This window comes from Burkholderia sp. AW33-5, from assembly GCF_053427615.1.
The window spans coordinates 142,820-162,071 of sequence record NZ_JBSAXA010000006.1; the positions used below are offsets into that span (position 1 = coordinate 142,820).

Consider the following 19,252-nt stretch of genomic DNA (forward strand, 5'->3'; position numbering starts at 1 on the left):
CCTGCCGCGCAGGCAGGCGCGGCGGGCGCGGAACCGAAGTTTCAGATGAACCGGAATCCACAAGAAAGACGAACGCCCGAGCAGATTCGCGCGGGCAACAAGCGGCTCGGCCTCACCCTGCTCGTCATCGCCGCCGTTTTTTTCGTGGGTGTCGTGATCAAGCAGTGGTGGCTGTCCACTCACTGATGCAGCAACTGACGCAGTAGCGAGGAAGTAGTCGTATGTCGAAGCCGGAAGAGGGCGCCGTCGATCGCGCGTTCAATCGTTCGATGCTGATGAAGCTCTTCGTCGTGGCCGGGCTGATGTTCGGCTTCGGCTTCGCGCTGATTCCGATGTATCGCGCGATTTGCCAGATCACCGGCATCAACAACCTGGTGCAGCGCGATGTCAGCGAACGCGAGGCGAAGAACACGCAGGTCGACTACAGCCGCACGGTGTCGGTCGAGTTCGATGCGAATGCGCGCGGCCCGCTCGGGTTCAAGCCGGAGCACAACAGCCTCGACGTGCATCCGGGCGAACTGACGACGATCGTGTACGACGTGACCAACGGGCAGGGCCGGCCGATGGTGGCGCAGGCGATTCCGAGCTACGCGCCGAAGCAGGCAACGGAATTCTTCAAGAAGATCGAGTGTTTTTGCTTCACGCAACAGACGCTGGCCGCGAACGAGTCGCGCAAGATGCCGGTGGTGTTCGTGATCGATCCGAAGCTGCCGAAGGACGTGAAGACGATCACGCTGTCGTACACGTTCTTCGAGCTGAACACGCCGGCCGCGCCGGCGCCGGCACCGCGCAAGACGGCGGCGCAGGGCGCGGCGAAGCCGGACGCATGACGATGGAGACGGGGCGGTGACAGAGACCAAGCGGAGCGGGTCGTTCGGCCAGGCGTTGCGAGCGGTGTTGTGGTCGTTCTTCGGGGTGCGCAAGCGGCGCGACCTGGAGGCCGATGCGACGCAGCTCAATCCGCTGCACGTGCTGATCGTCGCGTTGATCGCGGCCGGTGTGTTCATCGGCGTGCTGATCCTGATCGTGCGCGCGGTCGTGGGCTGAGGCCCGCGGCTCGCGGCCACGAAAGAATGCAGTGCGTGGCGCCCGGGCGCCGCGTGCGGGAAAGCGCGGCGGCGGCACGCGCCGTGCAAGAAATACAGCCGGAGCGGTTTCCGGTACACAAATTGGACTGAAGTGGAGAATCAAGCATGAGCGGTCAAAACCAGACCCCGTACTATTTCGTGCCGCATCCGTCGCAGCATCCGATCAGCGCGGCCATCGGCCTGCTGGTCATGCTCGCGTCGGTGGCGCTGTGGATCAACGGTCACGACTGGGCTCCGTACACGGCGCTGCTTGGCCTGCTGTGGTTGCTCTTCACGCTGTATCACTGGTTCGGCGACGCGATCGCCGAGTCGGAAGGCGGTCATTACGGCAAGAACGTCGACAAGTCGTACCGCTGGAGCATGAGCTGGTTCATCTTCTCCGAAGTCATGTTCTTCGGCGCATTCTTCGGCGCGCTGTTCTATGCGCGTGAAATCGCGCTGCACCAGCTCGGCAGCCTCGACTACAAGCTGATCTGGCCGGACTTCTCCGCCGTGTGGCCGAACGAAGGCCCCGCTGCGCTCGCCGGTCACTTCAAGACGATGGGCCCGTGGCCGGTCCCGACGCTGAACACCGCATTCCTGCTGGCGTCGGGTGCGACGCTGACGGTGTCGCACCACGCGCTGCGCGACGATCACCGCAACAAGGCGATCGCCTGGCTGGCCGCGACGCTCGTGCTCGGTGTCTGCTTCCTGTTCATGCAGGGCTTCGAGTACTACCACGCGTACAACGAACTGAACCTGACGCTGAACTCGGGCGTGTACGGCTCGACGTTCTTCCTGCTGACGGGCTTCCACGGCTTCCACGTGTTCCTTGGCGGCACGATGCTCGCGGTGGTGCTGGTGCGGATGATCCGCGGCCACTTCAAGCCGGATCACCACTTCGCATTCGAAGGCGCCGCGTGGTACTGGCACTTCGTCGACGTCGTCTGGCTCGGCCTGTACGTCGTCGTCTACTGGCTGTAAATGCAGGAACGGCCCGCGCAGCGATGCGCGGGCCGTTTTCATTGGCGGGGACGGGGCAGCGGCTGGTTGCCTGCGCTCAACGCCAACCCGGCGCCGCCGCGACTCCGTCAGGCGGCGCTTTTGCTTGGTGGTGCCGTTGTGCGGCGAAATGTCACAGCGGTCGCGGCGGTCACGGCGACCGCCGGCACGAACGAATGCATCAACGCCCGATCGGCAGGCCGGTCGAATGGATCCAGCCCATCCAGTTCGCGAACAGGATGAACAGGAACAGCGAGATCGACAGCCCGACGCGGGTGGCAAGCGACCACACCATGCGTTTCGTATGGCCGCGGTCTTGCATCATGAAGTAGAGCGCCGAGCCCATGCTGGCGACGATGAGGACGAAGGCGATGGGAACGAGGATGTGCATGACGCGAACCGGACGACGGCAATTCGAAAGGAAGAGGATAATTATCGCACTTCGCTTTCGCGAATGCGCCTCGCGGGTGGCCCGATGAAGATCCGCTGGCTGCCTGCGCTGCTGATTCTCGTCGTCGTCGCGGTCACGATTCGCCTCGGGTTCTGGCAGCGCGACCGCGCGCACCAGAAGGAAGCGCTGCAGGCGAGCATCGTGCGCTACGAGCACGCGGCGCCGGTCGACGTGGGTGCGCAGCCGATTCCGCTCGCGTCGATCGAATTCCACCGCGTGCGGGCCAGGGGCCGCTTCTTGCCGGAGCAGGCAGTGTTTCTCGACAATCGGCCGTATAACGACCAGCCGGGTTTTTACGTCGTGATGCCGTTTAAACTCTCGGGCGGCGGCGTCGTGCTGGTGAACCGCGGCTGGCTGCCGCGCAACATCGCCGATCGCACGGCGATCGAGCCGTTTTCGACGCCGGACGGCGACATCGAGATCGAAGGCATCGCGCGCGCCGATGCGTCGCGCGCGTTCGAGCTTGGCGAAGGCGGCTCGGCCGCGCACCAGAAGATCCGGCAGAACCTGGACGTCGCCGCGTATGCGAAGGAAACGGGGCTGCCGCTGCAGCCGTTCGTGATCCAGCAGACGAGCGACGACGGCGACAAGCTCGTGCGCGACTGGCCGGCGGCGACGACCGGCGTCGAGCGCAATTACGGTTACATGTTTCAGTGGTGGGCCATGGCGGCGGCCGCGCTCGGTTTCGGCCTGTACGCCGCGCGGCGTGCGGCGAAGAAGTCGGCCGGCGCGTGAGCGCCATGCCAGGACGCGGCGCAAGCGCCGCGGGTTCGTTTCGAGAGGTCTGATTTGTCCATGCAATCTTCCCGTCAGGGTCCGGCCGCAGCGCCGATCTCGCCCGCGGCCCGCAAGCGCGGCCGCTGGATGCTCGTGCTGCTGGGTCTCGTGTGCGCAGCGCCGATCATCGCGTCGTACTTCACCTATTACGTGATCAAGCCGAAGGGCGGTTCGACCAACTACGGCACGCTGATCGAGCCGCAGCGGCCGATCCCGGCCGACCTGCAGGTGACCGACGAAACCGGCAAGACGGTGCCGCTGTCGTCGCTGCGCGGCGTGTGGCTGTTCGTGATGACCGACCGCAGCGCGTGCGACGACGCCTGCGCGCAAAAACTCTACTTCATGCGCCAGATCCGCGTCACGCAGGCGGGCGAGCGGCACCGGATCACGATGGTGTGGCTGCGCAGCGATGCGGGCGCGGTACCGCCGAAGGTGCTGGAGGCCTACCCGGACACGCGCCGGCTGGTCGCCGATCCGGCCGCGGTCGCCGCGTGGCTGCCGGCAGAAGCAGGCACTCAGGACAGCGACCACATCTACATGGTCGATCCGAACGGCAACCTGATGATGCGTTTCCCGAAGAACCCGAACCCCAGCAAGATCAAGACGGACGTCACGAAGCTGCTGAAGTGGTCGAGCATCGGCTAAGGCGAGACGGCGAGGCAACCATTCGATGTCGTATCTACTGCAACTCGGCCTGATCGGCCTCTGCATCGCGCTGCTGCCGCTGTCGTACGTGTGGGTGAAGGCCGACGACGACAAGTTCCGCAAGCTGGTGTGGATCACCACGTTCCTGACCCTCGACCTGGTGATGTTCGGCGGCTTCACGCGGCTGACCGATTCGGGCCTCGGCTGCCCGGACTGGCCCGGCTGCTACGGCACGTCGTCGCCGTTCATCGCGCACGCCGCGATCACGGCCGCGCACCAGGCGATGCCGACCGGCCCCGTCAGCATGACGAAGGCGTGGATCGAGATGATCCACCGCTATTTCGCGATGGCGATCGGCGTGCTGATCATCGCGCAGGTCGTGATTGCGTGGTCCGCGCGGCTGCGCCGCCGCCCGCTGCACGTGTCGCCGTGGTGGCCGACGAGCCTGCTGCTGCTGATCGTCGTGCAGGGCGTGTTCGGCGCGTGGACGGTCACGATGAAGCTGCAGCCGGTGATCGTCACGACCCACCTGCTGCTCGGCCTCACGCTGCTCGGCACGCTCGGCTGGCTCGCGGCGCGGCAGACGCCGCTGCCGTCGCATGACCCGGAGGCCGGCCGCTACCGCGCGGCCGCGCTCGCGGCGCTGGTGCTGCTGGTCGTGCAGATCGCGCTCGGCGGCTGGGTGAGCACCAACTACGCGGTGCTCGCGTGTACCGACTTCCCCACCTGCAACGGCCAGTGGATTCCGCCGATGAACTTCGAGCAGGGCTTCCATCTGTGGCGCGCGCTCGGCATGACGAAGGATGGCGATGCGATCACGCAGGACGCGCTGGTCGCGATCCACTGGACCCACCGCACGTTCGCGTTCGTCGTCGTCGCATACCTGGTCGCGTTCGCGCTGAAGATGCGCCGCTTCGAGTCGTTGCGCCGGCCCGCGAACGGCGTGCTGCTGGTGGTCCTGCTGCAGTTCCTGACGGGCCTGACCAACATCGTGCTGCAGTGGCCGCTGCCGGTCGCCGTCGCGCACAACGGCGGCGCCGCGATCCTGCTGCTGCTCGTCGTCATGTTAAACTTTCGCATCCTTTCAAGCCGCCCCGGCCGTGTCGTGCAGCCCGCGCGCGACGCCGCCCCGGCGTGACCGTCCCCATGCAAAGCACCCTTTCCCAATCGCCCGGTAGCCGGTTCTCGCAGTACATGGCGCTGACGAAGCCGCGTGTCACGCAGCTCGCGGTGTTCTGTGCGGTGATCGGCATGTTTCTCGCGACGCCGGGCATGGTGCCGTGGCATGTGCTGATCGGCGGCACCGTCGGCATCTGGCTGCTGGCCGGCGCGGCGTTCGCGATCAACTGCCTCGTCGAACAGAAAATCGACGCGATGATGCGGCGCACCGCATGGCGTCCGTCCGCGCGCGGCGAGATCACGACCCCGCAGATCCTGCTGTTCTCGGCCGTGCTCGGCAGCGTCGGCGCATGGACGCTCTATACGTTCACGAATCCGCTGACGATGTGGCTGACGATCGCGACGTTCGTCGGCTACGCGGTGATCTACACGCTGCTGCTCAAGCCGATGACGCCGCAGAACATCGTGATCGGCGGCGCATCGGGCGCGATGCCGCCGGCGCTCGGCTGGGCCGCGGTCACCGGCGCGGTGCCCGGCGATGCATGGATCCTCGTGCTGATCATCTTCGTGTGGACGCCGCCGCATTTCTGGGTGCTCGCGCTGTATCGCCGCAAGGATTACGAAAACGCGGGCCTGCCGATGCTGCCCGTCACGCACGGCGAGAAATTCACGCGGCTGCACATCCTGCTGTACACGGTGATCCTGTTCGCGGTCACGCTGATGCCATTCATCTCCGGGATGAGCGGGGCCGTCTACCTGACGAGCGCGGTGCTGCTCGGCGCGGTGTTCCTCGCGTATGCATGGAAGATCCACCGCGACTATTCGGACGAACTCGCCCGCAAGGCTTTCCGTTACTCGATCGTCTACCTGTCGCTGCTGTTCGCCGCGCTGCTCGTCGATCACTATGCACGCCCGCTGCTCGGCGTGTAACCGCACGGTTTGAACGCAATGCTCCATTCATGGTTCGGGCGCCGCGCGCGCCAAGGCTGGATGCTCGCGTGCGCATTCGCGGCAGCCACGCTGCTCGCCGGCTGCGACAACGCACCGAAATTCCAGAATCTCGACATCACCGGCAACACGCAGTTCGGCAGCGATTTCTCGCTGCCCGACACGACGGGCAAGGTGCGCACGCTCGCCGACTTCAAGGGCCGTGCGGTCGTGATGTTCTTCGGCTATACGCACTGTCCGGATGTTTGCCCGACGACGATGGCCGAACTGTCCGAGGCACTGAAGCAGCTCGGGCCCGATGCCGCGAAACGCGTGCAGGTGCTGTTCGTCACCGTCGATCCGGAGCGCGACACGCCCGCGCTGCTCGGCCAGTACGTGCCCGCGTTCGATCCGTCGTTCATCGGCCTGCGGCCGGCCGACGAAGCGGCGCTCAAGAAGGTCACGAAGGATTTCCGCGTGTACTACGCGAAGGTGCCCGGCAAGACGCCCGGCAGCTACACGATGGATCACACCGCCGCGAGCTACGTGTTCGACCGCGACGGCAAGCTGCGCCTGTTCGTGCGCGACGGCCAGGGCCCCGGCCCGTGGGTCCACGACCTGAAGCTGCTGGTCGACTGAGCGGCGTGCGCCGCATGTTCGCCCGGGCGTTCGCCCGGCGAAACGCGTGACGGCCGCGCCGCGCCGTCACGCATTCCTCCCGTTTCCCCTCGATCTGCATTCGCCGCCTCGCGAGGCGGCGTGCGTGCGCGTATTCGCGCGCCGGCGCGCGTTACGGCAGTGCCGGCACGTTGAAGCCCTGCGCGGCACGCGTGATCCGGAATTCCGTCACGCGGTACGTCGCGAGCCCTTCGGTCACGAACGGATCGGTCTCGAGGATCGCGTCCAGTTCGTCGCGGTCGATGCGGGCCGCGAGAATCACGCCGCCTTCGCGCGGCACCTTCGGCCCCGCCGCGATGAAGATGCCGCGCTCGAACAGCGGCTGCAGATACGCACGGTGGCGTTCGAGCGCATCGTCGATGCGCTCGAGCGACGCGTTGTAGTGGATGTCGATGACGTACATGGATGGCCCTGGAATGTCGCCGGCGCGTCGTGTGCCGGTCAGCCGGTCTTTTTAGCACAGCGGCCGTCGCGTGTCGTGCCGGCCGTCGCGCGTGTATTCAAGTTGTAAGTCTCGCTGCCGTAAATACGGGGGCAACCGTTTGCGCGCGACCGGCCGTTCGCGCGTATGCGGGAATCGACTTCGACAACGAGGCACGCAGATGAGCAGAACGAGTTTGAATCGCAAGCTGTGGCTCGCGCTTGCGCTGGTATGGATCGGCTTGCTCGGCGTCGGCGCATGGAGCGCATACGAGACGCGCGCGACGATGCTCGCCGAACGCAAGGCCGGCATCGCCAACCTGGTCGACTCGGCGACCGGCATCGTCAACGCATATCACGCGCTCGCGCAGAGCGGCACGCTGTCCGAGGCCGACGCGAAGCGCGACGCGCTCGCGAGCTTGGCCGCGATGCGCTACGGCGAGTCGGGCTATGTGTTCGTGATGGATTCGAAACCCGTCGTGCTGATGCACCCGACGCTGCCGAAGCTGGTCGGCACCCAGGTCGGCGACTATCTCGACCCGGACGGCAAGCCGTTGTTCGTCACGATCCTGAACGCGGCGAAGGCGACCGGCAGCGGCTTCGCCGAGTATCGCGGGCGGTTGCCGCACAGCGAGACCGCGGTGCCGAAGATCAGCTACGTCACGCGCTTCGCGCCGTGGGACTGGAACATCTCGAGCGGCGTGTTCCTCAAGGACATCGATACCGTCTATTACCGGACGCTGTTCGGCCACCTCGCGGTCGTGTTCGTGATCGGTTTCGTGATCAGCGCCGCGATGCTCGTGATCATCCGCAACGTTCGCGGCAGCCTCGGCGGCGAGCCGGACGAAGCGGCCGCGCTGGCCACGCGCATCGCGCAGGGCGACCTCACGCGGCCGGTGCCGGTGCGTGCGGGCGACGACACGAGCATGATGGCGGCGATGCGCGACATGCAGGCGCGCCTGCAGGCGACGATCGGCGGAATCCGCCAGTCGGCCGAGTCGATTGCGTCGGCGAGCCGCGAGATCGCGTCCGGCAACGACGACCTGTCGCAGCGCACCGAGGAGCAGGCCGCATCGCTCGAGGAAACGGCCGCGAGCATGGAGCAGCTGACCGCGACGGTGAAGCAGAACGCCGACAACGCGCGGCAGGCGAGCGGGCTCGCGAACAACGCATCCGAGATCGCGCGGGCGGGCAACGACGTCGTCAGTCGCGTGATCGGCACGATGGGCGAGATCGACGACAGCTCGCGCAAGATCGCCGACATCATCGGCGTGATCGAGAGCATCGCGTTCCAGACCAACATCCTCGCGCTGAACGCGGCGGTCGAGGCCGCGCGGGCCGGCGAGCAGGGGCGCGGCTTCGCGGTGGTCGCGGGCGAGGTGCGATCGCTCGCGCAGCGCAGCGCGACGGCGGCGAAGGAGATCCGCGAACTGATCGTCGATTCGGTCGAGCGCGTGCGCAACGGCTCGACGCTGGTCAGCCAGGCCGGCACGACGATGGGCGAGATCCTGCAGGCGGTCGCGCGCGTGACCGACATCATGGGCGAGATCGCGGCGGCGTCCGAAGAGCAGGCGAGCGGCATCACGCAGGTCGGGCGCGCGGTCACGCAGATGGATCAGGTCACGCAGCAGAACGCGGCGCTCGTCGAGGAGGCCACCGCGGCCGCGGCGTCGCTGCAGGAGCAGGCCGGGCGGCTGCGCGACGCGATCGGCGCGTTCCGGGTCGCCGATGCCGGTGCCCGCGCGCACTGAACGCAACTAACGGCCGAGCCGCGCATCGTCTGCCGGCACTGCTGCGGTGCATACCCATATGAGCGGGATGTATTTCACTTCCGACCGATCCTGTGACACCATTTGCCCCTTCCTGCGAGTTCGGGGATACCCGTATCGCGCCCCATTTTTAGTTAGCAAGCAAGCGAGAAACAGATGAAGCGTCGCAGTCTCCTGAAGGTATTTTCCGTGCTGGCCACCGGTGCCGCGCTGACGCTGTCGGCGGGCGCGCACGCCGAGGACAAGGTCATCAAGGTCGGTACGGTCGCCGGCCCGGATGCGGAAGTGTGGCAGCTCGTGCAGAAGGTCGCGAAGGAGAAGGAAGGCCTGAACGTGAAGGTCATCGAGTTCAACGACTACGTGCAGCCGAACGCGGCGCTCGATGCGGGCGACCTCGACGCGAACAGCTTCCAGCACCAGCCCTACCTCGACAGCCAGGTGAAGCAGCGCGGCTACAAGATCGTCAGCGCGGGCCTGACCTACATCTCGCCGATCGGCGTGTACTCGAAGAAGTTCAAGGCGCTGAAGGACCTGCCGCAAGGCGCGAAGCTCGCGGTGCCGAACGATCCGTCCAACGAGAACCGCGCGCTGCTGCTGCTGCAGACGCAAGGCGTGATCAAGCTGAAGGCCGGCGCCGGCACGGGCGGCAACAACGCGACGGTGCTCGACATCGCCGAGAACCCGAAGAAGCTGAAGATCTCCGAGCTCGACGCCGCGCAACTGCCGCGCGTGCTGTCGGATGTCGACGCCGCCGTGATCAACACGAACTACGCGCTCGCCGCGAACCTGCAGCCGACCAAGGACGCAATCGCGCTCGAATCGCTGACGAGCCCGTATGCGAACCTGATCGCCGTGCGCGCGAAGGACAAGGATCAGCCGTGGGTGAAGAAGCTGGTGAAGGCGTACCAGTCGGCGGAAGTACGGGAATTCATCAAGAAGCAGTTCAAGGGCTCGATGGTCGCGTCGTTCTGAACGCCGCACACCGATCGGACCGCTGAAACGAAAGGGCCTGCATCGCGCAGGCCCTTTTTCGTTGGCGCCGCTGGCAGCCCATTGCGCGGCGCCCGGCGTTCGGCGCCGGCTCACATCTCGCCGCGCCGCGAGCAGATCGCCATGATCTGCTGGATCGCGTAGTTGTCGCGCACGCCCGGCAACGACTGCACGACGCACTCGTGAAAGCGCCGCTCGCGCGGCAGCAGCATCGCGTTGTTGCGGTACAGCGCGTCGCACGAGCGCTGGATCAGTTGCGCGGCCGCGCCGTTGCGGCTCTCGCGCAGCGCGCCCAGCATGCAGTCGTCGTATTGCGCGCTGCCGTCGGTCAGCGCGAATGCCGCGCCTGGCAGCACCAGCGCGACGGCCGCGCACGCGATCGCGTGGAGTCCCCGTTTCATGCGCCCTCCGATGGTGTGGATTGGGTCGGCGGACAGCATAACGTAAAGCTGTGAATGCGGCTGACGCGTTGCGCCGGGACCGGCGCGGAGCGCCGCCTGCCGGGCTTCCCGAGCGTTTCGCGGCGGCGCGGCGGCCGCGTGTGCCGCCCGCTTGGCCGAAAGCGCGGAGTCAGGCGGTGGTCTGCGGAAATGGTATCCTCGTGCGTTCGCCGCCGCGCGCCTTCCCGGGGCCCGCGCGGGGCCGCTGCCGCCCGCGCCGTCATCCGGTTGCGCGCGCATCGGCGCCTGCATGACGGCGGCGGGAATCCATCATCCAGAACCGACACAAATACGGGGGAGACTCACCCATGAAGCGTTTCAAGACTTTCGCGATCCGTTCGATCACGGCCGGCGTCGCCGCATTCGCGCTGGCAGGCGCCGCGCACGCCCAGACGGTCAAGGTGCTGTCGATCGTCGACCACCCGGCGCTCGATGCGATCCGCGACGGCGTGCGCGCCGAACTGAAGGCGGAAGGCTACGGCGACGACAAGCTCAAGTGGGAATACCAGAGCGCGCAGGGCAACACGGGCACGGCCGCGCAGATCGCGCGCAAGTTCGTCGGCGACCAGCCCGACGTGATCGTCGCGATCGCGACGCCGGCCGCGCAGGCGGTGGTTGCGTCGACGAAGAGCGTGCCGGTCGTCTATTCGGGCGTGACCGATCCGGTCGCAGCCCAGCTCGTGAAGGGCTGGGGCGCGTCGGGCACCAACGTGACGGGCGTGTCGGACAAGCTGCCGCTCGACCGCCAGGTCGCGCTGATCAAGCGCGTCGTGCCGAAGGCGAAGACGGTCGGCATGGTCTACAACCCGGGCGAGGCGAACTCGGTCGTGGTCGTGAAGGAGCTCAAGGAGCTTCTCGCGAAGCAGGGGATGACGCTGAAGGAAGCGGCCGCGCCGCGCACCGTCGACATCGGCCCGGCCGCGAAGAGCCTGATCGGCAAGGTCGACGTGATCTACACGAACACCGACAACAACGTCGTGTCCGCGTACGAAGCGCTCGTGAAGGTCGCGAACGAAGCGAAGATCCCGCTCGTCGCCGGCGACACCGAAAGCGTGAAGCGCGGCGGCATCGCCGCGCTCGGCATCAACTACGGCGACCTCGGCCGGCAGACCGGCAAGGTCGTCGCGCGCATCCTGAAGGGCGAGAAGCCGGGCGCGATCGCGTCGGAGACGAGCAGCAACCTCGAATTGTTCGCGAACACGGGCGCGGCCGCGAAGCAGGGCGTGACGCTGTCGCCGGATCTGCTCAAGGAAGCGAAGACGGTCATCAAGTAAGCCGCGGCCCGAGCGCCGCGCTTGCAGGCCCGATCCGGGCCTGAACGAAACCGCCGGGCGGGCGGCTCCCACCCGGGGCCGCGCGTCCGCTTCGCCCGGCCGGGCACGTCCGGCCGGGAAGCAACAGGATTTCCCCATCATGTCTCTGTTCTCGTTTCTGGGCGCGCTGGAGATCGGCCTGATCTTCAGTCTCGTCGCCCTCGGGGTGCTGATTTCATTCCGCATCCTCAACTTCCCCGACCTGACCGTCGACGGCAGCTTTCCGCTCGGCGGCGCCGTCGCCGCGACGCTGATTTCCGCCGGCCACGACCCGTTCACGTCGACGGTGATCGCGATCGTCGCGGGCGCGCTGGCCGGCTTCGTCACCGGCTGGCTCAACGTGCGCCTGAAGATCATGGACCTGCTCGCCAGCATCCTGATGATGATCGCGCTCTACTCGGTGAACCTGCGGATCATGGGTCGTCCGAACGTGCCGCTCATCACCGAGCCGACGATCTTCACCGTGCTGCAGCCCGACTGGATGCCCGACTACGTGCTGCGCCCGGCGCTGCTCGCGATCGTCGTCGTGGTCGCGAAGCTCGGCCTCGACTGGTTCTTCTCGTCGCAGCTCGGCCTCGCGATGCGCGCGACCGGCGCGAACCCGCGGATGGCGCGCGCGCAGGGCATCGCGACGGGCCGCGCGACGCTCGCCGGGATGGCGCTGTCGAACGCGCTCGTCGCGCTCGCCGGTGCGCTGTTCGCGCAGACGCAGGGCGGCGCCGACATCTCGATGGGGATCGGCACGATCGTGATCGGGCTGGCCGCGGTGATCATCGGCGAGACGCTGCTGCCCGCGCGCCGGCTCGTGCTGACGACGCTCGCCGTCGTGCTCGGCGCGATCGTCTACCGCTTCTTCATCGCGCTTGCGCTGAACAGCGAATTCATCGGCCTGAAGGCGCAGGACCTGAACCTCGTGACGGCCGCGCTCGTCACGATCGCGCTGGTGCTGCCGGCGACGCGCAAGAAGCTGTTCGCGCGCAAGAACGGAGGGGCCTGACATGCTGTCCGCACACGACCTGAAACTCACGTTCAACCCCGGCACGCCGATCGAGACGCGCGCGTTGCGCGGGCTGTCGCTCGAGATTCCCGACGGCCAGTTCGTCGCGGTGATCGGCTCGAACGGCGCCGGCAAGTCGACTTTCCTCAACGCGATCAGCGGCGACCAGCGCGTCGATGCGGGACGCATCGCGATCGACGGCACGGACGTCACGCGCCAGCCGGCGTGGGACCGCGCGCACCTCGTCGCGCGCGTGTTCCAGGATCCGATGGCCGGCACCTGCGAGGCGCTGACGATCGAGGAAAACATGGCGCTCGCGATGGCGCGCGGCGCCCGGCGCGGCTTTCGCGCGGCGCTCGACCGGCCGTCGCGCGAGCTGTTCCGCGACAAGCTGCGTCTGTTGAACCTCGGGCTTGAAAACCGGCTGACCGATCGGATCGGGCTGCTGTCGGGCGGTCAGCGGCAGGCGGTGAGCCTGTTGATGGCGTCACTGCGGCCGTCGCGGATCCTGCTGCTCGACGAGCACACGGCCGCGCTCGACCCGAAGACGGCCGCGTTCGTGCTGGAGCTGACCGCGCGCATCGTCGCCGAGAGCAAGCTGACGACGATGATGGTCACGCACAGCATGCGCCAGGCGCTCGACTACGGCGACCGCACGGTGATGCTGCACCAGGGGCAGGTCGTGCTCGACGTGTCGGGCGACCAGCGCCGCGGGCTCGACGTGCCGGACCTGCTGCAGATGTTCGAGAAAGTGCGGCACGAGCAGCTCGACGACGACGCGTTGTTGCTCGGCTGACGCGCGGCGGGCGGGCCGGCGCGGTGCGGGGTGCCGCATCGTGCCGGTTCGCCCGGCGGTTGGCGTGTCGGCCCGGCGATTCGGCGACACGATCCGGCCCGCCCGCTCCGGTGCGGCGTGACATGAACGGTCGCGCTGGATTTCCCGTCGTTTTTCCTCTGACGAAAAACCGGTTTCGCCCCGGTACTGTGCGACGCCCGCGCATTGCCATATACTGTATATCCATACAGTTGTGGGTGGCGTCATGCTCGCATCCTCCATTTCTCCCGAATCCCTTCATCCGTCGCTCTGGCGCGGCTCGCAGCTCGCGCGCGGCGGTTCGCGCACGATCGACACGGGTTTCGCGCCGCTGTCCGCCGAGCTGCCGGGCGGCGGCTGGCCGGTCGGCGGGCTCGTCGAGTTGCTGGCCGCTCAGCCGGGCTGCGGCGAGATGCGGCTGCTCGCGCCCGCGCTCGCGCGCACCGTCAGTGCGCGGCGTCCGCTCGCGCTCGTCGCGCCGCCTCAGTCGCCGCATGCGACGGCGCTCGCCGGTCTCGGCGTGCCGGCCGACGCACTGCTGTGGCTGCGCGCCGGCAGCCGCACGGATGCCTTGTGGGCCGCCGAGCAGGCGCTCAGGACGGGCTGCTGCGGTGCGCTGCTGCTCTGGCAGGACGCGCGGCCCGATGCGCTGCGGCGTCTGCATCTCGCGGCCGCGCGCACCGGCGACACGCTGTTCGTGATGCTGCGCCCGCTGTCGGCCGCGCGGCAGCCGTCGCCGGCCGTGCTGCGCGTCGCGCTGCATCCGGTGCCGGGCGGCGTGTCGCTCGACATCGTCAAGCGCCGCGGGCCCGCGCGCAGCGAGCCGCTCGCGCTCGATTTGCCGTCGCCCATCGTGGAGAGCCGCTATGCGCGTCTTGCTCGGCATCCATCTGCCGCGCCTGCCGCTCGACGTGTGCGCCCCGCCGCCGTCTGACGGCACGGCGGACGACGCAGGCGACGCAGGCTGCGCGGTGCTCGAGCAAGGTGTCGTGCTGATTGCCGATGCGCCCGCGCGCCGGCAGGGCGTGCGCGCGGGCATGAAGCGCGGCGGCGTGCTGACGCTCGCGCCCGACACACGGCTCGTCGAACGCGATCCCGCCCGCGAGGCCGATGCGCTGCGCGCGGTCGCGCTCGCATTGCTGCGCTTCTCGCCGTGCGTCGCGCTCGACGACGAAGCGACGCTGATCGTCGACGTCGGCCCGAGCCTGCGCCTGTTCGGCGGCCTGCCGTCGCTGTGCCGCCAGGTGCGCGCGACGCTCGCGGCGCTCGGTTATGCGGCGCGCCTGTCCGTCGCCCCGACCGGGCGCGGCGCGTGGCTGCTCGCGCGCATGTCGGCGCGTGCGCGCATCCGGCGCCGCGTGGCCGGGCCGGCTTCGCTCGTCCGTACGCTCGATCGTCTGCCGTGCGCGCTGCTGCCCGACGCGCGCGCGTATGCGGGCTGGTTCGACGGCCTCGGCTGCCGCACGCTCGCCGATCTGCGCGGCCTGCCGCGCGCGGGGCTGCAGCGCCGCTGCGGTCCGGCGCTGCTCGCCGCGCTCGATCGCGCGTACGGCGATGCGGTCGAGCCGCTTGCGTGGATGGCGGTGCCGCCCGTGTTCGACGTGCGGCTCGAATTGCCGGAGCGCGTCGAATACGCGGAGGCCGTGCTGTTCGCCGCGCGGCGGCTCGTCGTGCAGCTCTGCGGGTGGCTGGCCGCGCGGCAGCTGTCGCTGGCCGCGATGACGTTCGATCTCGAGCACGAGCGCGGCCGTCAGGCCGTGCCGCCGACACCGCTCGAACTCGCGTTCGCCGCGCCCGTGCGCGACGAGACGCACTTCATGCGGCTGCTCGGCGAGCGGCTCGCGCGCGTCGAATTGCCGGCCGCGGTGATCGCGGTGCGGCTGAAGGCCACGCGCGTCGAATCGGTCGCGCCGCCGGCCGACGATCTTTTTCCCGAGCCGGGCGGCACGCGCGAGACGCGTGCGCGGCTGTTCGAACTGCTGGTCGCGCGGCTCGGCGCGGAGAACGTGCTGCGCGCGGCACCCGTCGCCGATCACCGTCCGGAGGCCGCGAACCGCTGGCTGCCGCTCGATGCGCAAGCGGGCAAGCCGGCCGGCGGGCCGCCCGCCGTGCCGCCGCGCCCCGCGTGGCTGCTGGCCGAGCCGCAGCCGCTCCTGATGCGTGAGAACCGGCCGGTGTTCCATACGCCGCTCAGGATGATGTCGTCGGCCGAGCGGATCGAAGCCGGGTGGTTCGACGGGCAACTGGCCGCACGCGATTACTACGTCGCGCAAGACGAGGTCGGTGCGTGCTACTGGGTGTTCCTGGAGCGCTCGGGAAGCCAGGCCGAGCCGCGCTGGTTCCTGCATGGCTTGTTCGGGTAAGTCGAAATGAGTGCGGAATTCAGCTGGCTGCCCGATTACGCGGAGTTGTTCTGCCGATCGAACTTTTCGTTCCTGCATGGCGCGTCGCATGCGGACGAACTGGTCGAGCGCGCGGCCGAGCTCGGCTATCGCGGGATCGCGATCACCGACGAATGTTCGCTGGCCGGCGCGCCGCGCATGCATGTCGCGGCGCAGGCGCAAGGGCTGCCGCTCGTCATCGGTTCGTATTTCGAAGTCACGCCGGATGAAGTCGCACCGGGTCACGATCCGGGCCCCGGCGCGTTCGGCCTCGTGCTGCTCGCGCAGAACCGCGAGGGTTACGGCAATCTTGCCGAGCTGATCTCGTGGCGGCGGATGGCCGCGCCGAAGGGCACCTACACGTTGACGTCGCGGATGCTGTCGGCCCCGCCCGCGGCGTTTGCGCACCTGCGCGGCATGCCCGATTGCTTCGCGATTCTCGTGCCCGCGTATCCGGTGCGCGCGGACGTGCTCGATGCGCAGGTCGCATGGTTTCGCGCGACCTTCGGCGAACGCGCGCGGCTCGGGCTCGTGCAGCTGCAGCGCGCGCTCGATGGCGCGCAGCGCGAGGAGATTCGCGCGGCCGGCGAGCGGCGCGGCGTGCGTATCGTCGCACTCGGCGACGTGACGATGCACCGGCGCTCGTGCAAGGCATTGCAGGACGTGATGACGGCGATCCGGGTCGGGATGCCGGTTGCCGAGTGCGGGTATGCGCTGGCGCCGAATGCGGAGCAGCACCTGCGTTTGCGGCAGCGGATCGGGCAGTTGTACGCGCCGGACGAAATCGCGGAGACCTGCGCGATTCTCGACGCGTGCGATTTCGACCTCGGCTCGCTGCGCTACGAGTATCCCGACGAGATCGTGCCGCAGGGGCTGACGCCGACGCGCTATCTGGAACAGGAAACCTTCGCGGGGGCGGCGGGGCGTTATCCGCAAGGCATTCCGGAGAAGGTCGAGAGGCAGATCCGCCATGAACTCGACCTGATCGCGAGGCTGAGCTACGAACCGTTCTTCCTGACCGTCTACGACATCGTCAAATACGCGCGCAGCCAGAACATCCTGTGCCAGGGCCGCGGCTCGGCCGCGAACTCGGTCGTCTGCTACTGCCTCGGCATCACCGAGGTCGATCCCGACCAGAGCACGATGCTGTTCGAGCGCTTCATCAGCGAGGAGCGCGGCGAGCCGCCGGACATCGACGTCGACTTCGAGCATCAGCGCCGGGAAGAGGTCATTCAGCATATCTACGAAAAATACGGCAAGGATCGCGCGGCACTCGCGGCGGCGGTCTCGACGTATCGTCCGCGCGGCGTGCTGCGCGAAACCGGCAAGGCGCTCGGCGTCGATCCGATGCTGGTCGACCGCGTCGCGAAGGGGCATCGCTGGTTCGACGGCAGCCGCGACCTGCTGCAGCAATTCGCGACGACCGGGCTCGATCCGGCCACGCCGATCATTCGCGCATGGGCCGAACTCGCGGGGCGCTTGCTCAACTTTCCGCGCCACCTGTCGCAGCATTCGGGCGGCTTCGTGATCAGCCGCGGCAAGCTCACGCGGCTCGTGCCGGTCGAGAACGCGGCGATGGACGGGCGGCGCGTGATCCAGTGGGACAAGGACGATCTCGAGGCGCTCGGGCTGATGAAGGTCGACGTGCTCGCGCTCGGCATGCTGTCGGCGCTGCATCGCGCCTTCGACATGCGCACCGCGTGGCGCGGGCCGCAGGAGGACGGCCAGCCGTTCACGCTGAAGCATATTCCGCAGGATGACGAACCAACCTACGACATGATCTGCCGGGCGGATACGGTCGGCGTATTCCAGATCGAATCGCGTGCGCAGATGTCGATGCTGCCGCGGCTGAGGCCGCGCAACTACTACGATCTCGTCGTCCAGGTGTCGATCGTGCGGCCCGGGCCGATCCAGGGCGGCGCCGTGCATCCGTATCTGAAGCGGCGCAGGATCGTGGCCGGCGAGGAGGAGGGCGAGGTCACGTATCCGAGCGAGGCGCTCAAGGAAGTGCTCGTTCGCACGCTCGGCGTGCCGATCTTCCAGGAGCAGGTGATGCAGATCGCGATCGTCGCGGCGGGCTTCACGCCCGGCGAGGCCGACGAACTGCGCCGCGCGATGGCCGCGTGGAAGCGCAAGGGCAACCTCGAGAAGTATCACGACAAGATCATCGACGGCATGCTCGAACGCGGCTACACGCGCGAATTCGCCGAGCAGATCTTCGAGCAGATCAAGGGTTTCGGCGAATACGGCTTTCCCGAGAGCCACGCGGCCAGCTTCGCGAAACTCGCGTACGCGAGCAGTTGGCTCAAATGCCACGAGCCCGCGATCTTCGTCGCGTCGCTGCTGAACAGCCAGCCGATGGGCTTCTACGCACCCGCGCAGCTCGTGCAGGACGCGAAGCGCCACGGCGTGAAGGTCTTTCCGGCCGACGTCACGCGAAGCGGCTGGGAAGCGTCGCTCGAAGCGCTGCCCGGCCAGCCGCCGCCGCACGGCCAGCCCGCGGTGCGGCTCGGCCTGTCGCTCGTGCGCGGCCTCGGCGAGGCTGCCGCGCGGCGCATCGAGGCCGCGCGCGCGGCCGGCCCGTTCGAGAACGTCGACGCGCTCGCGCGCCGCGCGCAGCTCGAACGGCGCGATCTCGAAGCGCTCGCCGCCGCGAACGCGCTCGCGACGCTCGCCGGCCATCGCCGCGATGCACTGTGGCAGGCCGTCGCCGCGGCACCGGAGCGCGACCTGCTCGCCGCCGCGCCGATCGACGAAACGGAGCAGCCGGTGCTCGGCGCGCCGTCGGAAGCCGACGACATCCTCGCCGACTATCACACCACCGGCCTCACGCTGAACCGCCACCCGGTCGCGCTGCTGCGGCCCGCGTTGCGCGCGCAGCGGCTGTCGTCCGCGGCCGAGTTGCGCGACCGTCCCGACGGCCGGCTCGCGCGTGCGTGCGGGCTCGTGATCGCGCGGCAGATGCCGGGCACCGCGAAGGGCGTGATGTTCATGACGCTCGAGGACGAGACGGGCTGCGTGAACGTGATCGTGCGGCCCGAGCTGCTCGCGCGGCAGCGCCGCGAAACGCTCGATTCGCGACTGCTCGCGGCGTCGGGCGTGTGGCAGGTCGTCAGCGACGTGAGGCACCTCGTCGCGCAGCATTTCGAGGATCTGACGCCGCTGCTCGGCGGCCTGCGCACGTCGAGCCGCGAGTTCCACTGACGCTGCGCGCCGGCACGCCGTCCGCGCGCTGCCGCCGGATGCATACCAGTCGGCCGAACTGGTTCTATTCCGGTATCGTTTCCGGCTTCCCAAGCCTGGCAAATCCGGCCCGGGAACTGTCCCCTTGCATACCAATCCGGGTAAATCCCTATCCCGCATCGCATTGTAAACAAAGGCTTTCCTGCAACTAAAACGCTTGCCGGGCAAGGCTCTCGGCGATTTTCGCACCGCTAATACCAGTTGGTTGACTGGTATTAT

20 protein-coding genes are annotated in these 19,252 nt (G+C 68.1%); 17 read left to right on the forward strand and 3 right to left on the reverse strand.

Going from position 1 to position 19,252, the window contains the following annotated elements:
- Nucleotides 1-45: 45 nt before the first annotated feature.
- The 4 genes from ACV22V_RS13525 (at nt 46) to ACV22V_RS13540 (ending at nt 2,051) form a co-directional block, all read left to right on the forward strand.
- Nucleotides 46-186 (forward strand): cytochrome oxidase small assembly protein, encoded by a 141-nt coding sequence (locus tag ACV22V_RS13525; RefSeq protein ID WP_006752059.1) that lies wholly within the window; start codon nt 46-48, stop codon nt 184-186.
- Nucleotides 187-221: 35 nt separating this feature from the next.
- Nucleotides 222-830 carry a cytochrome c oxidase assembly protein gene (locus tag ACV22V_RS13530; RefSeq protein WP_059507798.1) on the forward strand — a complete coding sequence of 203 codons (609 nt, stop codon included), beginning with the start codon at nt 222-224 and terminating at the stop codon, nt 828-830.
- A 16-nt stretch (nt 831-846) separates the two neighbouring features.
- A complete protein-coding gene (locus tag ACV22V_RS13535; protein ID WP_006760730.1) occupies nt 847-1,047 on the forward strand; it encodes a DUF2970 domain-containing protein in 201 nt (66 codons plus the stop codon).
- Nucleotides 1,048-1,193: 146 nt separating this feature from the next.
- Nucleotides 1,194-2,051: a cytochrome c oxidase subunit 3 gene (locus tag ACV22V_RS13540; protein ID WP_059464449.1), complete on the forward strand. Its 858-nt coding sequence runs from the start codon at nt 1,194-1,196 to the stop codon at nt 2,049-2,051.
- 199 nt (nt 2,052-2,250) lie between these two features.
- Here the strand turns inward: ACV22V_RS13540 and ACV22V_RS13545 are convergent, their stop codons facing one another.
- Nucleotides 2,251-2,460, reverse strand: coding sequence for a twin transmembrane helix small protein (locus tag ACV22V_RS13545; protein WP_044848213.1), 210 nt, complete (start codon nt 2,458-2,460; stop codon nt 2,251-2,253).
- 84 nt (nt 2,461-2,544) lie between these two features.
- On the opposite strand from ACV22V_RS13545, the gene ACV22V_RS13550 reads away from it, so the two are divergent.
- From ACV22V_RS13550 to ACV22V_RS13570, 5 genes are read left to right on the forward strand one after another with little or no spacing between them, the layout of a single operon-like run.
- Entirely contained in the window at nt 2,545-3,255 is a 711-nt protein-coding gene (locus ACV22V_RS13550) for an SURF1 family protein (RefSeq protein WP_059526295.1), read from the forward strand.
- Between the two features lie 60 nt (nt 3,256-3,315).
- The gene (locus tag ACV22V_RS13555; protein ID WP_448014183.1) at nt 3,316-3,942 is read left to right on the forward strand and encodes an SCO family protein; all 627 of its coding nucleotides are present in this window, start codon (nt 3,316-3,318) and stop codon (nt 3,940-3,942) included.
- 25 nt (nt 3,943-3,967) lie between these two features.
- Entirely contained in the window at nt 3,968-5,080 is a 1,113-nt protein-coding gene (locus ACV22V_RS13560; RefSeq protein ID WP_059703318.1) for a COX15/CtaA family protein, read from the forward strand.
- Between the two features lie 8 nt (nt 5,081-5,088).
- The gene (gene cyoE, locus ACV22V_RS13565) at nt 5,089-5,991 is read left to right on the forward strand and encodes a heme o synthase (RefSeq protein ID WP_006477738.1); all 903 of its coding nucleotides are present in this window, start codon (nt 5,089-5,091) and stop codon (nt 5,989-5,991) included.
- An 18-nt stretch (nt 5,992-6,009) separates the two neighbouring features.
- Nucleotides 6,010-6,627 carry an SCO family protein gene (locus tag ACV22V_RS13570; protein WP_059599875.1) on the forward strand — a complete coding sequence of 206 codons (618 nt, stop codon included), beginning with the start codon at nt 6,010-6,012 and terminating at the stop codon, nt 6,625-6,627.
- 151 nt (nt 6,628-6,778) lie between these two features.
- Here the strand turns inward: ACV22V_RS13570 and ACV22V_RS13575 are convergent, their stop codons facing one another.
- Complete coding sequence (locus ACV22V_RS13575; RefSeq protein ID WP_044848209.1) at nt 6,779-7,069, reverse strand: YciI family protein; 291 nt, start codon at nt 7,067-7,069, stop codon at nt 6,779-6,781.
- Nucleotides 7,070-7,268: 199 nt separating this feature from the next.
- On the opposite strand from ACV22V_RS13575, the gene ACV22V_RS13580 reads away from it, so the two are divergent.
- The gene (locus tag ACV22V_RS13580) at nt 7,269-8,837 is read left to right on the forward strand and encodes a methyl-accepting chemotaxis protein (protein ID WP_448014185.1); all 1,569 of its coding nucleotides are present in this window, start codon (nt 7,269-7,271) and stop codon (nt 8,835-8,837) included.
- 174 nt (nt 8,838-9,011) lie between these two features.
- A complete protein-coding gene (locus ACV22V_RS13585) occupies nt 9,012-9,827 on the forward strand; it encodes a MetQ/NlpA family ABC transporter substrate-binding protein (RefSeq protein ID WP_059691441.1) in 816 nt (271 codons plus the stop codon).
- Between the two features lie 110 nt (nt 9,828-9,937).
- Here ACV22V_RS13585 and ACV22V_RS13590 read toward each other — a convergent pair whose 3' ends face one another.
- Complete coding sequence (locus ACV22V_RS13590) at nt 9,938-10,246, reverse strand: VF_A0006 family four-cysteine protein (RefSeq protein ID WP_059526188.1); 309 nt, start codon at nt 10,244-10,246, stop codon at nt 9,938-9,940.
- Nucleotides 10,247-10,593: 347 nt separating this feature from the next.
- Here ACV22V_RS13590 and ACV22V_RS13595 point away from each other — a divergent pair, with 347 nt between their 5' ends.
- The 6 genes from ACV22V_RS13595 to ACV22V_RS13620 all read left to right on the forward strand — a co-directional run bounded on the left by ACV22V_RS13595 (nt 10,594) and on the right by ACV22V_RS13620 (nt 18,994).
- Nucleotides 10,594-11,559, forward strand: a complete 966-nt coding sequence (locus tag ACV22V_RS13595; RefSeq protein WP_448014186.1) for an ABC transporter substrate-binding protein — start codon at nt 10,594-10,596, stop codon at nt 11,557-11,559.
- A gap of 139 nt (nt 11,560-11,698) precedes the next feature.
- Entirely contained in the window at nt 11,699-12,595 is an 897-nt protein-coding gene (locus tag ACV22V_RS13600; RefSeq protein WP_059526182.1) for an ABC transporter permease, read from the forward strand.
- Nucleotide 12,596: 1 nt separating this feature from the next.
- The gene (locus ACV22V_RS13605) at nt 12,597-13,391 is read left to right on the forward strand and encodes an ABC transporter ATP-binding protein (RefSeq protein ID WP_059526179.1); all 795 of its coding nucleotides are present in this window, start codon (nt 12,597-12,599) and stop codon (nt 13,389-13,391) included.
- Between the two features lie 244 nt (nt 13,392-13,635).
- Nucleotides 13,636-14,343 (forward strand): translesion DNA synthesis-associated protein ImuA, encoded by a 708-nt coding sequence (gene imuA / locus ACV22V_RS13610; protein ID WP_059526176.1) that lies wholly within the window; start codon nt 13,636-13,638, stop codon nt 14,341-14,343.
- Nucleotides 14,276-15,772 carry a Y-family DNA polymerase gene (locus ACV22V_RS13615; protein WP_448014187.1) on the forward strand — a complete coding sequence of 499 codons (1,497 nt, stop codon included), beginning with the start codon at nt 14,276-14,278 and terminating at the stop codon, nt 15,770-15,772. Before imuA ends, ACV22V_RS13615 begins: the two co-directional genes overlap by 68 nt.
- A gap of 6 nt (nt 15,773-15,778) precedes the next feature.
- The gene (locus ACV22V_RS13620; protein WP_059526171.1) at nt 15,779-18,994 is read left to right on the forward strand and encodes an error-prone DNA polymerase; all 3,216 of its coding nucleotides are present in this window, start codon (nt 15,779-15,781) and stop codon (nt 18,992-18,994) included.
- Nucleotides 18,995-19,252: the final 258 nt, after the last annotated feature.

Bases quoted from the DNA above. Each gene is read 5' to 3' on its own strand.
- ACV22V_RS13525 (WP_006752059.1), top strand. From the start codon at position 46: ATGAACCGGAATCCACAAGAAAGACGAACGCCCGAGCAGATTCGCGCG.
- ACV22V_RS13530 (WP_059507798.1), top strand. From the start codon at position 222: ATGTCGAAGCCGGAAGAGGGCGCCGTCGATCGCGCGTTCAATCGTTCG.
- ACV22V_RS13540 (WP_059464449.1), top strand. From the start codon at position 1,194: ATGAGCGGTCAAAACCAGACCCCGTACTATTTCGTGCCGCATCCGTCG.
- ACV22V_RS13545 (WP_044848213.1), bottom strand. From the start codon at position 2,460: ATGCACATCCTCGTTCCCATCGCCTTCGTCCTCATCGTCGCCAGCATG.
- ACV22V_RS13550 (WP_059526295.1), top strand. From the start codon at position 2,545: ATGAAGATCCGCTGGCTGCCTGCGCTGCTGATTCTCGTCGTCGTCGCG.
- ACV22V_RS13555 (WP_448014183.1), top strand. From the start codon at position 3,316: ATGCAATCTTCCCGTCAGGGTCCGGCCGCAGCGCCGATCTCGCCCGCG.
- ACV22V_RS13560 (WP_059703318.1), top strand. From the start codon at position 3,968: ATGTCGTATCTACTGCAACTCGGCCTGATCGGCCTCTGCATCGCGCTG.
- cyoE (WP_006477738.1), top strand. From the start codon at position 5,089: ATGCAAAGCACCCTTTCCCAATCGCCCGGTAGCCGGTTCTCGCAGTAC.
- ACV22V_RS13570 (WP_059599875.1), top strand. From the start codon at position 6,010: ATGCTCCATTCATGGTTCGGGCGCCGCGCGCGCCAAGGCTGGATGCTC.
- ACV22V_RS13575 (WP_044848209.1), bottom strand. From the start codon at position 7,069: ATGTACGTCATCGACATCCACTACAACGCGTCGCTCGAGCGCATCGAC.
- ACV22V_RS13580 (WP_448014185.1), top strand. From the start codon at position 7,269: ATGAGCAGAACGAGTTTGAATCGCAAGCTGTGGCTCGCGCTTGCGCTG.
- ACV22V_RS13585 (WP_059691441.1), top strand. From the start codon at position 9,012: ATGAAGCGTCGCAGTCTCCTGAAGGTATTTTCCGTGCTGGCCACCGGT.
- ACV22V_RS13590 (WP_059526188.1), bottom strand. From the start codon at position 10,246: ATGAAACGGGGACTCCACGCGATCGCGTGCGCGGCCGTCGCGCTGGTG.
- ACV22V_RS13595 (WP_448014186.1), top strand. From the start codon at position 10,594: ATGAAGCGTTTCAAGACTTTCGCGATCCGTTCGATCACGGCCGGCGTC.
- ACV22V_RS13600 (WP_059526182.1), top strand. From the start codon at position 11,699: ATGTCTCTGTTCTCGTTTCTGGGCGCGCTGGAGATCGGCCTGATCTTC.
- ACV22V_RS13605 (WP_059526179.1), top strand. From the start codon at position 12,597: ATGCTGTCCGCACACGACCTGAAACTCACGTTCAACCCCGGCACGCCG.
- imuA (WP_059526176.1), top strand. From the start codon at position 13,636: ATGCTCGCATCCTCCATTTCTCCCGAATCCCTTCATCCGTCGCTCTGG.
- ACV22V_RS13615 (WP_448014187.1), top strand. From the start codon at position 14,276: ATGCGCGTCTTGCTCGGCATCCATCTGCCGCGCCTGCCGCTCGACGTG.
- ACV22V_RS13620 (WP_059526171.1), top strand. From the start codon at position 15,779: ATGAGTGCGGAATTCAGCTGGCTGCCCGATTACGCGGAGTTGTTCTGC.